The following is a 14529-nucleotide window of genomic DNA, read 5'->3' on the forward strand; positions in this document are numbered from 1 at the left end:
TAATATCCTGTGATTTTTAAATATATTAGGCACAAATGTCTATATAATTCTAATTTTCAGATATCATTATCGTTATGAAGAAAGACATATTATGCTTAAGCTAAAGCATTTGAAAGCGGATACAAAATTGCCATCAACTTTTAAAATTTATTTCGTTTTCCTTCCCTCCTCTATAAAATGAGCAAGAAAAACTGCCGGATCGGCAGCTTCCTTGTCACAAGTATGTGTACATGACCGGATTTTCCATGTTTTCTTTAAGCGCTTAAATCCATTCTTTTATAATACGCCCTGATTTTTGTTGTATGCTTCGTCCTGCTTAGAGGTATTCGTATAATAGCCTGGGATAACGACCAGCAACTCTACATCCAAGAACCGAAGCTCCTCTAGCATTTTCTGGCCGAACGATTCCCCGATGCCTTTGTTCCGCTCCTCCTCAGTCACCTGCAAATCGTCAAAACCGCGACCAAGCCAAAGACATCATCGATATCCGGAATATGCTTCAAGTCCCGATAAACATCTCCCAAGCCTTCGGAGATATGCTCTGCATACATGGCCAGCGACTCAAGCGAACTGCGCTGGGGATTGAACAGATAGAAATGCGCATCCCCGACTTGCGGCTGTTCTTCCTGCCCTCCAACGTGCAATCAGCTTTACAGGCAAAGATTTCTGTACCGGGCCGCATCTCAATCCGGTAGTCGACATGGATATCATCTTCTGTAATCATCGGATCTCCTCCTTCACTATGTCCATTCGGTTAAAGATATATCAAGTATGTCATTTATTATCAGAAAATTCAATCACTACATCAAACTATTGTCCTGCCTTTTCCTCAGCCAATTTCTTTTCGAACAGGTCGAGCAACTGCGCTTTCAATTCAGGCCGCTGCAAGGCAAATTCAATCGTCGTTTCGATGAAACCGTATTTTTCGCCTACATCGTAGCGTTTTCCTTCGAATGCAAATGCTTGGACAGGACGGATCGCATTCAACTTTTCGATGGCATCGGTCAATTGGATTTCCCCACCTGCTCCAGGTTCCTGTTCGGCTAATAAGCGGAAGATTTCTGGCGTTAGAACGTACCTGCCCATGATGGCGAAATTTGAAGGTGCATGGCCCGGCTCCGGCTTTTCGACAAAATGGTCGACTTTCATGAGAGCCCCGTCAATTTCGGACGGCGCAACGATTCCATAACGGTGCGTTTCACTATCGCTTACTTCCTTCACTCCGATGACCGGGCTCTCCGTTTTCTCGAACTGCTCGATTAATTGGTGAAGCGCCGGTGGATCATTTTGGACAATATCATCCCCGAGCAGCACCGCGAACGGCTCATCTCCAATAAAATGCCTGCCCGACCAGATGGCATGGCCGAGGCCAAGCGGCTGTTTTTGGCGGATGTAATGGATTTCCACTTCTGATGTAGCAAGTACCGAGTCGAGCACATCGAGCTTCCCTTGCTCTTTCAGGAGATGTTCAAGTTCAAAGGCATGGTCGAAATGGTCTTCAATGGCACGCTTGCCTTTTCCTGTAACAATGATGATGCTGGTGATGCCTGAAGCAATCGCTTCTTCAACGATATATTGGATTGTCGGCTTATCGACAATTGGCAGCATTTCTTTTGGCATCGCTTTTGTCGCCGGCAAAAAACGGGTGCCGAGACCTGCTGCGGGGATGATTGCTTTTGTGATCTTCATGGACCTTCTCACCTTTCCTAATGCAGTCGTTTACTTGAGAGTATAGCATTGTTTTCAAAAAGCAAAAAAGCCTCCGCTATGGCGAAGGCTCCTGCTTATACGAAAAGATGTGCGAACAAGACGATGATCGGCAAAGTGATCGCTTTACGCAAGAGAAAAATGACCAACAGCTCCCAAAACTTCACCCGAATATTCGAGCGCAGGATCAGGATGCCGATTTCCGACATATAGATTAACTGCGTTAGCGACATGCCAGCGATGACGAATTTCGTCAAATCGCTTTCGATGCTGCTGCCGAGCACCGCCGGGAGGAACATATCCGCGAATCCAACCAGTAAAGTCGGTGCCGCTTGTGCCGCTTCTGGCAAGCCTAAAAGTGTCAGTGTGTTCAGTAAAGAAATCTCTTTATAATAAAATAGACCTATTCTAAAAGTCTCAATTCAAGACTATACTATTCTAGATATTCCATTTATTTCACATATAGGAGGATTCAAATGAAAGCTGCGTTAACACTTATCACATCCCTCTTGCTGGCTCTTGCGATCGGAACAGTTCCGGCATTCGCCATTTCAGAGGACGACCGCGGTTTTAACCGCTTATTGGCTGAAATCGGCTGGGAAAAAGCGGATTACATCGATTATCTAGACAGCAAGGGCTGGACGCTGGATGATTTTTATTCTTCTACCGATCTCGGCACACCGCTAACAGAAGACGGTATTGCACAAATTATGAATACATACGAATTGACACGTGCTGAATTGAACAGCCTGTTAGAAGAGTTCGGCGATTTGGATGCAGGTGTAGATGTATTGGATGGGGATTTCATTATTTTTATGGAAGAACTGGAAGATTCACTCGACTTCTATTTAGATTTCGAGGAACAGTTAACACCGATCACCGAAGCGAACTTGGCCTTGTTGCTTGAGGATTTTGGATTCACTTCAAACGATGAGCTCGAAGAATTCCTCAATTTGTTTGATGATTCACTCGCAGATTACGAGTTTATCGAAGACTTGGAGAGTTCTATTATGTTCTATCAGGAAGAGTGGCTTTTTGATCTGGACATGGAGGGTGTATTCGCTGAATTTGGTGTGACCGAACAAGAACTTGAGCGCCTCTCCCAACATTTTGAAACACTCGATTACACAAATCCGGAATTCGAAGAACGTTTGATGGAACTCAGCGAGCGCATGATGGCAATCGAGGAATTTTCCACCGTAACCGAATTATCCGCGGAGCAAATTGCAGAACTTCTATCGATTTACGACGAGTTCATGGAAATTTTTGAAATGGAAGCCAAGTATTATTTCGTCAAAGGCGATGAGAAAAAAGAGATGAGCGTTCAATCCCTTATTTCTTTAGAGTCGACAGATGGCTATGACCTGTTGATCGAGCTTTATAATCTAGAAGGTGATTTTTTGGCAGATATCCTGTTGACCGCTGATATGTTCGGGTCAGACCTCATCGTCGACACCGGAAAAGAATTGGAAAACAGCACGCCAACGGTTATCCCACCACCTAAACAACCAGCTGATAACACGAACCAAACCGTCAAAGGCGGAAAGCTGCCGAAAACTGCTAGTGATTTCGCACAAAATACGGCAATCGGCCTGGGCTTTATCGCATTCGGTGCTTTATTGTACAGACGTACACGGGTGAAACCTGCATCATGAACAAAAAAGAATTTCCTGGTTGATGACCATTGCAGCAGTTGCCATGATCACTTTCGGCCTATGGTTCAGCGGCACACAAGCGGCAACTTTCGCGAAGGGCTATCTTCTATATAAAGCAGATTCAGTTGCTGCAGAGGATTTTGCGTCTAAGTTGCAAACGACTAACGCCGAGGTTTCTTTACCGGAAGCTGAAGAGGCCGAATCCATCATGGACCCAGTTAAAGAACAAGAAAAGGGAGAAGAAGCGGCAGAAGAAATAGCCCAACTCCCGAAAGACATTGACTACCCATCAGATCCACAAATCGGCGATTTAATGGGCGAACTGATCATTCCGAAACTGGGCGCAAGCTTGCCGATTATCCACGGCACTGATGAAGACGAACTGGAACAAGGCGTCGGCCATTATTCCGGCAGCGTATTGCCCGGCCAATCCGATAATTCGGTCTTGTCTGGGCATCGCGATACAGTATTCCGGGAACTTGGAAAAGTCGGCAAAGGCGATGAGTTCATCGTCCATACCGCCGATGGCACGTTCACTTACCGCGTCCGCCAAGTGCGCATCGTTGATGAAGACGACCGCACCGTCATCGTCCCGAAACCACGGGCCACTTTGACCGTCTCCACGTGCTATCCTTTCGATTTCGTCGGCTACGCGCCTGAGCGCTATATTCTTGTAGCTGACCTCGTCTCGAGCAGCTAAACAAAAGACCGCAGCCTCCCAAAAGGAAGCTACGGTCTTTTTGCATTCATTTAAAAAGCCCTGAATTCTCATTCAGGGCTTTTCACTATTCTACATTGACGATATCGGAAATATAGAAGAATCCGTAATCATCCATGACGATCGTGTAAACTTTCGTGCGTTCTTGCAACGACCAATTGCCCTCTGCGTCCTTGAACTCAAACGCTTCTTCTGTATAGACAAGTGCGTGGTCTTCTTTAATTTCAATATTGGTAATATCAAGCTTGTTGAAAATATGTTCCATGTTCTTGCCGGCGATTTGGTCGATATATTCAATCATGCTATTGTAGATATCGCTTTGATAGACGAGCAAGTTCTGAACATAGTAGAAGTCTTCTTCCTGCAATGCCAGTTCGTAAAACTCCTGATAGCTCACGACAAATTCCGTCAACGATTCTTCTGTAAATTCGTGCGTCGTGCTGTAGTCGAATTCGTAATCTTCATCTTCGTAGCTGCTGTCGAAGTCATCGTAGACAGGGAAAATCTCAGCAACTGCTTCACGGCTCATCGGGTTTTTCGCCCATGCATCTAGTTGGTCATACATGGAATAGAGCGGAATGGAGAATCCGATTGAATCCCCTTCAGGGAACAGCAGTGAATTGATGCCGATCACTTTTCCAGTACCTGCGTCAAGCAGTGGACCGCCGCTTGAACCTGGCGCAAGGGCAGCATCGATTTGGTAAATATTTTCGTAAGTGAATTCTTGGTAAAAATCACGGTCGATGCCAGTCAAATAACCCATGGATGCGGTATTCTCAAAACCGGACGGGCTGCCAAGCGCGATGACTTCCGTTCCGACATCGGTTGCCGTCATTTCCACTTCCAATGGCTCGATTCCCGTCAAGTCGTTCACTTGGATCAAGGCAATATCGGATTCAGCGGAAATCCCGACGACGGTTCCTTCATGATCCTGGCCGTTGATATTGCGCACAATCACATCCGTGTACCCTGACACAACGTGGGCGTTCGTTACGACCATGCCCGTTTCCGTGAACAAGAATCCGGAACCTTGGCCGCCTTCTGTCAAAATGGTGTAGACGCGAGATTGTGCACCTTTAATGACGGCCGTCTTATCTTTCTTTTTCGGCTCGACTTTTTCTTCCTGGTCGGAAGGGTGCGTGATATTTTCTGCTTTCGTCACAGTTCCTTCAACCGGTTCTTCAGAAGATACTTGTGTTTCCGGCTCTTCCACCGGCATTTCTTCTTCCGCTGGCTCTTCTACCGGCTCTTCTTCCACCGGTTCTTCCTCAGGCAGCTCTTCAGGTACTTCTTCCGGTACTTCTTCCGACGCTTCGGTGTCTTCCTGAGGCAATGCCACTTCCGGTTCTTCCTCACCTATCAATTGCCCTAATCCAAATCCAAGACCCAATAACACGGCCAACAATACGAGCGCATACATGAATTTATTGCGCTTCGGTTTGCGTTGCTTTCTTGTGGCAAGCGGCGCTCCGCAATTGTCACAGAACTTTGCAGACTCATCATTCATCGTGCCACACTTTGTGCATTTCATAGCTGTACCTCCTGCCGGACATAATTCATCCCCGAATTTTCTTCATTATAAACCTTAGAACGCCAAACCTCCACCTTAGGTTGCCTTTGTAATATTTTGTCCTTATTTGGTAATAAATTTCAAAATTCAGAACATGTTTTTTAGGTCTTTATATTCATCTAAACTGTTTAAAGTGCCATTTTTCCTGACATTAGCAGAAATCGAATAAATTGACCGTCTCGTTCTTTTGGGAAATGCTTTTTAGATAATCGCATAGGAGATTAGAACTTGCCAGCTGCAACATCTTACTATAAAAAAATTTCCACAAAAAAAGCAATGCCTCAGCACCGCTTTCTGCACTTGCTTATATGGGAATTCTCGACAAGTTCAGCGAACGTCGATACCGGTAAGTGTCTCCTGTAGTTCCAGAACCTCGCCGAATAACTGTACATCCGCCTCCCCACTCGCTTTTGCTTGGTCGTTTACACGCTGCAGCAGTTCATCCAACTGGCCTTGAATCTCTTGATACTCCTCAATCGTCAACGTGCCTTTGCTGTCTACGTGACGTTCCAGCTGTTCCAATTCTTCTTCCACATCGTCTTGAGGACCCAGGCGTTCGATCACTTCACGGCCCGGCTCATACTTTTTGCCGTCCGGTAAATTCTCGCTTGCCAATGTTACAGGTTCGAAATGCGCCATGAATACCATGCCAAAAGCAAGTGCAGAAAGTGAAATGTTCAGAGCAGAAATCTTCAAACGATCTTCCTCCTTCGAATTGGTCTGCTTTCACTTCTAGGCTAACCGATTTCCCCGTTTCCGTAACCCCTTTCGCACCAGTCTTCATCAACACTTAACAAACTTTACATTCAGTTGTCAGCGCAAAGAAAAAAACCGCTGTATCAGCGGCTTTTTTATCATCTGTAATCTGCACGAGTCATTCGCCCATTGTATGGCAGCCTTTTTTGCTGCTCCAAATCACGTTCACGGTTCTCGATCTTAGCGGCAATGATGCCAAGCAAGGTGCCGAATGCAGCTCCTGCGGCTACTTCGATCGGCTGATGACCGAGTAATTCCTTCAACTCTTTATCGCGCTCCACAAATTCAAAGCTCGGAAACTCCCCGGAAATTTTCGTGAAGCTGTCCTCGAGGTCGTTAACAAGACGTGCAATTTCGCCTGTATGGCGGCGTATGCCTTGCGCATCGTACATGACGATGGCGCCGAATACGACCGCTAGTGCCGTTTCCGTATGGCGTGCACCTTTATTGGAAGCGACGTATGCGGCGAGTGCCGACACTCCTGCTGAGTGGGAACTCGGCATTCCGCCAGTCGTAAACGCTTGCTGCCAATCCCATTTCCCTGCCACCACTTTATGCGTGACGATTTTCAATCCTTGTGCGATGCCGATCGCCCCGAGTGACGTGATCATTCCGCGGTTCATCTTTCTCATCTTTTCATCCTCCAATACAGTAGCTGCTGCGGCTTATGCCGCCTGATAACTCCCTTTACCCTGAAATCCCTAAAGATATGTAAAGGCAGGGAATATTTTTGGAGGAACCGCTTCAAAAAGCGGCTTTTCCGTTTATTTTAATTGCAAATCAACTTCAAACTTCACATCTGGCGTGATAGCGCCTTTGCTGCCGAAGATTGAATACGCCGGATACGAAGGAAGCAAACTTTTCGTCGGGGAAGGAATCGAGTTCGCTGCGGTCAATAAAATCGGCGCGTCTTTTTTAGCCGCAAGTACCGATCCCGCTAAAGCGTCCGGGAAGTTCGTGCCGGTGGCGATAAAGGCTTTCTGTTTCCCCATCGGCAAGCCTTGGTTGATCAACTTGCCGGTATCGTAGCGACTGGTTCCACCGTACCGCTTAGCGCCGGGCAATTGGGCCATGACGGCATTGCTGACCGCGCTTGTGCCTCCGGTGACAATCGTCGAACCTTTACCGGCTAGGGCAGCTTTCGTTTCAGCCGGCAATGTGCCCGTCCGCGTCAGCAAAATCGGGATGCCATTTTTCGCTGCATAAGGGGAAACGGAAAGGACATCCGGGAAATTCTGGCCGTTGGAGACGACTGCCCGGTCACTCGTAATTTTTTTAGCGATCAGGGCGGCCGTCTCATAGCGCGTCTTGCCGCCGATGCGATCTACGCTATTCACCAGCTGGCCCACTTGCTGTTCAACAGTTGCCGATAACGCCCCGTTGCTGCCGAGAAGAATGGCTTTGCCAGGCTTCAAACGACGGATTTCAGCTGCTGCTGCCGGGTGGAGGGCATCCCCTTTTGTCAGCAGGATCGGCGCATTTTCTTTGTAGGCAAGCGGACCACCCGCCAATGCATCAGGAAAGTCAGTACCTGTCGCAATGATTACTGTCGAAGCCGAGCTCCATCCGGCTTTGGAAATGGCAACCGCCGTGTCATAGCGGCTGGAACCAGCCAATCGGTCCGACCAATGGCTTGCATCCAAAGTCAATGCACGGTCTACATTAAGGCGGCCATAACCGTAATAGACATCTTTTCCAGCCGTCCCAAGATCTTTCGCAGTCAGCATCAAACGCCCTGCGACATCGGTATTGCTGAGTTTCGGTTCATTCGCCTTCAGTAGCGCTGCAGCCCCCGAGACGATTGGCGTGGACATGGAAGTGCCGTCCATTCCCCCGAATGATTGATCAGGGAATATGGAAAAAACGCCTGTTCCCGGGGCAGCGATATCGATCGTTTTACCGAAGTTCGAAAAACCGGAGCGCATATCCGCAGCATCGGTCGAAGCGACGGATAGTACTTCTTGATATGCTGCTGGGTAGTAAGGGGAACTAATGCCATCGTTGCCGGCTGCTGCCACGACGAGAACGTTTTTGGAATGCGCATATTGCACAGCTTCTCTCAGGACGTTCGTGTCGGAATATGCCACCAGGCTCATGTTGATGATGTCAGCCCCGTTATCGACTGCATGATAAACGCCAGCAGCAACGTCCGAGATAAAGCCATCCTCGCCATCGAATACATCAATTGGCATGATGCTCGTCGACGGTGCCACGCCAACACCGAATAATTCATTGTCCATGTTGCCGGCGATAAGCCCGGCTACATGTGTCCCGTGGATCTCTACACTGACGCTTCCAGGTTTTCCAGTGATGATATTGAACGGGGAAACGATGCGCCCTTTCAGATCGGGATGCAGCAAGTCAAATCCATCATCGATTATCGCCACAAGCACATCGGCTTTCCCGGTCGTCTTATCCCAGGCGGATTCTGAACCGATGAGCCGATGGTGATATTGATACCCTGCGTAAAACGGGTCGCCCGGTATGGCGGCCAATTCCACTCGCCGGTCTGGCTCGACGTATTCAACATCCCCTTGCTTGGAAAGCTCCGCCATAAACGATTCCACGCTCTGCCCTTGCGGCACTTCGAGTGTGACGATTTGCCCGTCGCCCGTTTTTGCTGTTGCGACTTTCTGTGCAGCAGCTGCACCTTCCATAGCGGCTTGTTCCCGCAATTTAACGATGACCCGGTCTGCCGGTTTATCTGTCGGTCCCTGCGCTTGCGCCGTTGTGCCAATGCCGATCAGAGAAAGGGCTAATGTCATAGCCGCCAATACTGTAGTTGTCTGTTTCATGGTCATTCCCCTCACATTCCCATAGTCTTTCCACCCTATATTTTCTGATAATTCAAATAGTTATTTACAAAAATTATACGACCTTTCCTGACAAATGCCTAGACAATGTAAAAATTCTTTTGAATTTCGATAAAAAATGGATATTAATCTCTACCCTTCGAAACCTATCTTTTAGCACTAATGGCATAAGTTTTATTTTTTTAATCAAAAAAACAGTTCTTTGTCAAATGGATGACAAGGAACTGTTAAAGCAATTAGCACTTATTTACTTAATTCGGATACTGGGGTTGGAATGACAGCTTCGTGAAGAAGAATCTCCAACTCTTCCATATAACGCGTTTTCTGTTGGGCTGTCCAGTTGAATACGCCTGCCATGTAATCCGCAGCGGCTTCTTTATGGGCATGTACCCAGTGGATATCGAAATACAATGCGCCTGTACGGCGGATAAAGAAATCGACCGGCTTGCAGACAGCTTCCGATTCGATACCATATTGCAGCATCGCATAGACGAGTGGATCGAGATTATGCTTAGCGGCCTCAGCCAATCCGTCTGTATAATGGCGCAACACATGGTCGACGTTCGCGCCGTAGCGATTGACGAGCAATTCCATTGCGTCTTCCGTGAGACCGAATTCGGCCGCTCGTTTCAAGCGGTCTGCTTTGAATGCTTTAAAGCCTTTAGAACCGCCGACTTCCCCGCCGGAAAGCTCCATTTTCTTCGTGGATACTTTCTTGAAAGCAGTACCGTATTCCTCTTGAAGTTGCTTAGTGACTAGGTCCATGATGCTTTCGCCCATTTTACGGTAACCGGTGAGCTTGCCTCCTGCAATTGAAATCAATCCGGAATCCGATACGAAGATTTCGTCTTTACGGGAAATCTCGGATGGGTCTTTGCCTTCTTCGTGGATCAGTGGACGCAATCCTGCCCAGCTGGATTCGATATCCGCAGCTGTAATCGCCACGTCCGGGAACATGAAGTTAACAGCTTCCAAAACGTAGTCACGGTCTTCCGTCGTCATCGTTGGGTGCGCGATATCCTGTTTGTATACCGTATCAGTCGTACCGACATAAACTTTGCCTTGGCGCGGGATGGCGAATGCCATACGGCCGTCCGGCATGTCAAAATAAATCGCTTGCTTGAGCGGGAAGCGCGATTGGTCGAATACCAAATGGATCCCTTTCGTCAGCTGCAAGGTCTTGCCTTTTTTCGATTTGTCTTCTTCGCGCAATGTGTCGACCCACGGGCCAGCTGCATTGACGATTCTTTTCGCGAAGATTTCGTGGATTGTGCCGTCAAGCTGGTCTTCCGCTACCACGCCGACCACTTTGCCGTTGTCGTAAAGGAAACCTTTAACTTTCACATAGTTCATCGCAAGTGCGCCCTTTTCAACAGCTTTTTTCATGACTTCCATCGTCAAACGCGCATCGTCCGTTTTGTATTCAACGTAATACCCAGCGCCTTTCAAGCCATCTTGTTTTACGAGTGGTTCGCGGCGCAGCGCTTCTTCACGTGAGAACATTTGGCGGCGTTCGCTTCTTTTAACCCCTGCCAGGTAATCATAGACACGGAGGCCAACGTTTGTGCTGAGTGGACCGAATGTGCCGCCTTTGTGGAACGGCAGCATCATCCATTCAGGTGTCGTGACGTGCGGCCCGTTTTCATAAACGATTTCGCGTTCTTTGCCGACTTCTGCGACCATCTTCACTTCAAATTGCTTGAGGTAGCGCAAACCGCCGTGCACGAGTTTCGTCGAACGGCTCGAAGTTCCTGCCGCGAAATCCTGCATTTCCACGACGCCTGCACGAACACCGCGTGCTGCGGCATCGAGCGCGATTCCTGCTCCTGTAATGCCTCCACCGATGATCAACACATCAAGTGGCTCCTGTTTCATTTGTCCATAAGTTTCTGTACGTTTTAAGCTTGAGAATTTCATTCTTAACCGACTCCTTTTCCAATATATTCCATATTAAAAAGAGAGACCTGTACACAGCCGCAGATTCACATCTGCTGTACTGGCATGGTCTCTCCTCGTCTCCGGCCATTTATCTCTCGTGTGATTAACTTGTAAGTTTAGTTGACGGGCTTGAATGTACGAGTTGCGGCTACCGCATTTTGCCAGCCTGTATACAGTCGCTCGCTTGTTTCGTCGGACATTTCCGGCTCGTAAGTTTTATCAAGCTGCCATTGTGCGGCAATCTCGTCTTTGTCTTTCCAGAATCCAGTTGCCAGGCCTGCCAAGTAAGCAGCCCCGAGCGCCGTAGTTTCTTGGATGCGCGGGCGTTCAACAGGTACGTGAAGCAAATCCGACTGGAATTGCATCAGCATATCGTTGCCGACTGCACCGCCATCGACGCGCAAAGTCTTCAATTCAATCTCTGCATCTTCTATCATAACATCTACAACGTCTTTTGTCTGATATGCGAGTGCCTCAAGCGTCGCACGAATGAAATGCGCTTTTGTCGTGCCGCGCGTCAAGCCGAATACAGCGCCTCTCGCATCGGTATCCCAGTACGGAGTGCCCAGCCCGACAAATGCCGGTACCATGTAGACACCGTCCGTCGAGTCTACTTGTTGTGCGAACTGTTCGCTCTCCGGTGCCGTCTCGATGACTTGCAGTCCATCGCGCAGCCATTGGATGGCCGAACCTGCGACGAAAATACTGCCCTCGAGCGCATATTCGACTTTTCCATCGACGCCCCAAGCAAGTGTCGTCAATAAGCCATGTTCGGATTCGACTGCTTTCTCACCGGTGTTCATCAGCATGAAGCATCCAGTTCCGTAAGTGTTTTTCGCCATGCCTTTTTCAAAGCACGCTTGGCCGAACAAGGCTGCCTGCTGGTCGCCAGCAATCCCTGCGATCGGTACTTCATGGCCAAAGAAATGATAATTGATGGTATGTGCATAAATTTCAGATGACTGGCGAACTTCCGGCAGCATGCTCTTCGGCACTGTCAGGATATCGAGCAGTTCATCGTCCCACTCAAGATCATGGATATTGTACATGAGCGTACGGGATGCGTTGCTGTAATCCGTGATATGCGTCGAACCGCCAGACAATCGGTAGACGAGCCATGTATCGATCGTCCCGAACATCAAATCGCCGTTATCCGCTTTTTCTCTTGCACCTTCGACATTGTCGAGAATCCATTTCACTTTCGTGCCTGAGAAGTACGCGTCGATCAAAAGGCCGGTCTTCTTGCGGAATGTATCGTTCAAACCCTGATCTTTCAACTCATTGCAGATGCCGTCCGTTTGGCGCGATTGCCAAACGATCGCTTTGTAGATCGGCTTGCCTGTATTGCGATCCCAGACAACCGTTGTTTCACGTTGGTTGGTGATACCGATGCCTGAAATTTCGGATGGGTCAACGTCTGTTTTGCGCAATACTTCTGCGATACACGCAAGAACGGATGTCCATATTTCATTGGCGTCATGCTCGACCCAACCCGGTTTCGGGAAAAATTGCTGGAATTCCTGTTGGCCTGTCCCGACTATCTCGCCGGCATGGTTCAGCAGGACCGCCCGTGAACTGGTTGTTCCTTGGTCGATCGATAAAATATATTTTTTACTCACTGGAATCTCCTCCGCTAACTTATGAAATGGTTTTTTCTCTTAATTGCTTGGCTTTCACTCGGCCATTTTTCAATTCTACACTGGCTGCCCCGATAAATACCAGGAAGAGCACTAAACTCAATGCAAAGAATGGCAAGCCGAAATCCCCTGTAAAGAAAGCTTTATAGAAAACCGCCCCATAAATACCGCCGAATGCAGGCCCCACAATCGGCACCCAAGCATAGCTCCAGTCCGATGGGCCTTTTCCTGGAATCGGCAACAAGGCGTGGGCGATACGCGGCCCCAAATCACGAGCAGGGTTGATTGCGTATCCTGTCGTGCCGCCGAGCGACATGCCGATCGCGATGATGAGCGCGCCGACGATCAATGGGTTCAAGCCTTCCGTGAAATCATTGGCTCCGATGAACAACAAGCCCATTACCAAAACGAAAGTCCCGATGATTTCACTGATCAAGTTGGAAAATGGACGGCGAATCGCTGGGATCGTTGCGAACACAGCAAGTTTCGATTCAGCTTCCTTTGTTCTATCCCAATGCGGAAGGTAGTTGAAGAAGACGATGACAGCACCGATAATGGCGCCGAGAATTTGTGCGGCAATATAAACCGGCACCTGCGACCATGGAAATTCACCGACAAACGCAAAGCCTAATGTGACTGCTGGATTCAAATGCGCCCCGGAAAAATTCCCTACCGCATAAACACCCATTGTTACCGCAAGCCCCCAAGCGATCGTGATGACGATCCATCCTGCGTTCTCCGCTTTTGAATCTTTTAAAACCACACCTGCTACAACACCCGCACCAAAAATGATGAGAATCATTGTACCGATCAATTCCGCTAAAAACATTGTCATTTTCCCTACACCCCTTTTTCAGATTTTTCGCTTTTATCAAACCTGCCGAATGACAAGGTACGCTTTCCAGCAGAATCTCCATGTATAATCAAGGACTAGCCACAAAAAAATCCGCACCGAACGAAGGCCCAATAAACTAGGCCTTGTCCGATGCGGATCTCTTTTCTCCTGCACGGTCCTTAACTTGTAAAATCAATTTAGCAGTTTTTGAAAACGCTGTCAACAATTAATTGGGGCTTATCTGGGAGTGATGGAAATTGAAAAAAATCGGCACGCACCCTCTCTGAAGAGCGATGGCCGATGAATGGGCTTTACAAAATCAGGTATCCCACAGTTCTGGCTGGGAGGTCGAGACGGCTTCCGCCCCGCCTTGGTATGCAAGTTCGATATCTTCCCTTGTGCGGATCAAGCCGCCTGCAATGATGGGGATGCCGGTCCGTTCGTGCACTTCTTTGATGATTGACGGGATGAGCCCTGGCAATAATTCGATGTAATCGGGTTTTACTTGATCGATCAAGCTTAAATTATGTTCGAGCGCATGGCTGTCTAGCAGGAACAATCGCTGGATCGTCGTCAATTTATTTTTTTTCGCAAGAGCGATGACATTACTTCTTGTCGAGACGATGCCATCCGGTTTCACTTCACGGACCAAATACTCAATGCCGTAAGCGTCTGTTTTCAGGCCTTGGATCAAATCAGCATGCAAGATGACTTTCTTGCCTGCTTTCTTGGCAGCCGCGACAAGCGGCTTGAGCTGGGCGAGCCTGACTTCCAGGAAAATGATGGTCTCCTGGTCACTGGCAAGCAGCCGTTCAAATTCCTTCAGGTTGCGCATGACAGGCACCACGCCTTTTAACTTAACCAACAGCTTTTCCTCCTCCGTTAAAAACAATCTACGGA

At 48.2% G+C, this 14529-nt stretch carries 13 protein-coding genes and 1 pseudogene; 2 read left to right on the top strand and 12 right to left on the bottom strand.

Features of this window, described 5'->3' with window-relative positions:
• Nucleotides 1–276: 276 nt before the first annotated feature.
• The 4 genes and pseudogenes from CW734_RS18320 to CW734_RS13015 all read right to left on the bottom strand — a co-directional run.
• On the bottom strand, nt 277–441 hold the full coding sequence (locus CW734_RS18320; RefSeq protein ID WP_157824157.1) for a hypothetical protein: 165 nt from the start codon (nt 439–441) through the stop codon (nt 277–279).
• Nucleotides 438–644, bottom strand: a complete 207-nt coding sequence (locus CW734_RS13005) for a hypothetical protein (protein ID WP_101190861.1) — start codon at nt 642–644, stop codon at nt 438–440. The genes CW734_RS18320 and CW734_RS13005 overlap by 4 nt, the downstream gene beginning before the upstream one ends.
• Nucleotides 645–810: 166 nt before the next feature.
• The gene (gene galU / locus CW734_RS13010) at nt 811–1689 is read right to left on the bottom strand and encodes a UTP--glucose-1-phosphate uridylyltransferase GalU (protein ID WP_101190863.1); all 879 of its coding nucleotides are present in this window, start codon (nt 1687–1689) and stop codon (nt 811–813) included.
• Nucleotides 1690–1784: 95 nt separating this feature from the next.
• A pseudogene (locus CW734_RS13015) lies at nt 1785–2072 on the bottom strand (YjiH family protein); the annotation flags it as partial.
• Nucleotides 2073–2183: 111 nt separating this feature from the next.
• Between CW734_RS13015 and CW734_RS13020 the strand changes: the two are divergent.
• A complete protein-coding gene (locus tag CW734_RS13020; protein WP_101190865.1) occupies nt 2184–3362 on the top strand; it encodes a processed acidic surface protein in 1179 nt (392 codons plus the stop codon).
• A 22-nt stretch (nt 3363–3384) separates the two neighbouring features.
• Nucleotides 3385–4062, top strand: a complete 678-nt coding sequence (locus CW734_RS13025) for a class D sortase (RefSeq protein WP_101190866.1) — start codon at nt 3385–3387, stop codon at nt 4060–4062.
• An 85-nt stretch (nt 4063–4147) separates the two neighbouring features.
• Here the strand turns inward: CW734_RS13025 and CW734_RS13030 are convergent, their stop codons facing one another.
• The 8 genes from CW734_RS13030 to CW734_RS13065 form a co-directional block, all read right to left on the bottom strand.
• Complete coding sequence (locus CW734_RS13030) at nt 4148–5611, bottom strand: trypsin-like peptidase domain-containing protein (RefSeq protein ID WP_058383244.1); 1464 nt, start codon at nt 5609–5611, stop codon at nt 4148–4150.
• A 366-nt stretch (nt 5612–5977) separates the two neighbouring features.
• Nucleotides 5978–6346 carry a hypothetical protein gene (locus CW734_RS13035; RefSeq protein ID WP_101190868.1) on the bottom strand — a complete coding sequence of 123 codons (369 nt, stop codon included), beginning with the start codon at nt 6344–6346 and terminating at the stop codon, nt 5978–5980.
• A 158-nt stretch (nt 6347–6504) separates the two neighbouring features.
• Nucleotides 6505–7038, bottom strand: coding sequence for a divergent PAP2 family protein (locus tag CW734_RS13040; protein ID WP_058383242.1), 534 nt, complete (start codon nt 7036–7038; stop codon nt 6505–6507).
• Between the two features lie 132 nt (nt 7039–7170).
• Nucleotides 7171–9201: a S8 family serine peptidase gene (locus CW734_RS13045; protein ID WP_180956236.1), complete on the bottom strand. Its 2031-nt coding sequence runs from the start codon at nt 9199–9201 to the stop codon at nt 7171–7173.
• Nucleotides 9202–9462: 261 nt separating this feature from the next.
• Nucleotides 9463–11136, bottom strand: coding sequence for a glycerol-3-phosphate dehydrogenase/oxidase (locus CW734_RS13050; RefSeq protein ID WP_101190872.1), 1674 nt, complete (start codon nt 11134–11136; stop codon nt 9463–9465).
• A 137-nt stretch (nt 11137–11273) separates the two neighbouring features.
• The gene (glpK, locus tag CW734_RS13055) at nt 11274–12776 is read right to left on the bottom strand and encodes a glycerol kinase GlpK (RefSeq protein WP_101190874.1); all 1503 of its coding nucleotides are present in this window, start codon (nt 12774–12776) and stop codon (nt 11274–11276) included.
• A 19-nt stretch (nt 12777–12795) separates the two neighbouring features.
• The gene (locus CW734_RS13060) at nt 12796–13629 is read right to left on the bottom strand and encodes an MIP/aquaporin family protein (protein WP_101190876.1); all 834 of its coding nucleotides are present in this window, start codon (nt 13627–13629) and stop codon (nt 12796–12798) included.
• A 319-nt stretch (nt 13630–13948) separates the two neighbouring features.
• Nucleotides 13949–14494, bottom strand: a complete 546-nt coding sequence (locus tag CW734_RS13065; RefSeq protein ID WP_101190877.1) for a glycerol-3-phosphate responsive antiterminator — start codon at nt 14492–14494, stop codon at nt 13949–13951.
• Between the last annotated feature and the right edge of the window lie 35 nt (nt 14495–14529).

Source organism: Planococcus sp. MB-3u-03 (assembly GCF_002833405.1).
In the GTDB taxonomy this organism is placed as follows: Bacteria; Bacillota; Bacilli; order Bacillales_A; family Planococcaceae; genus Planococcus.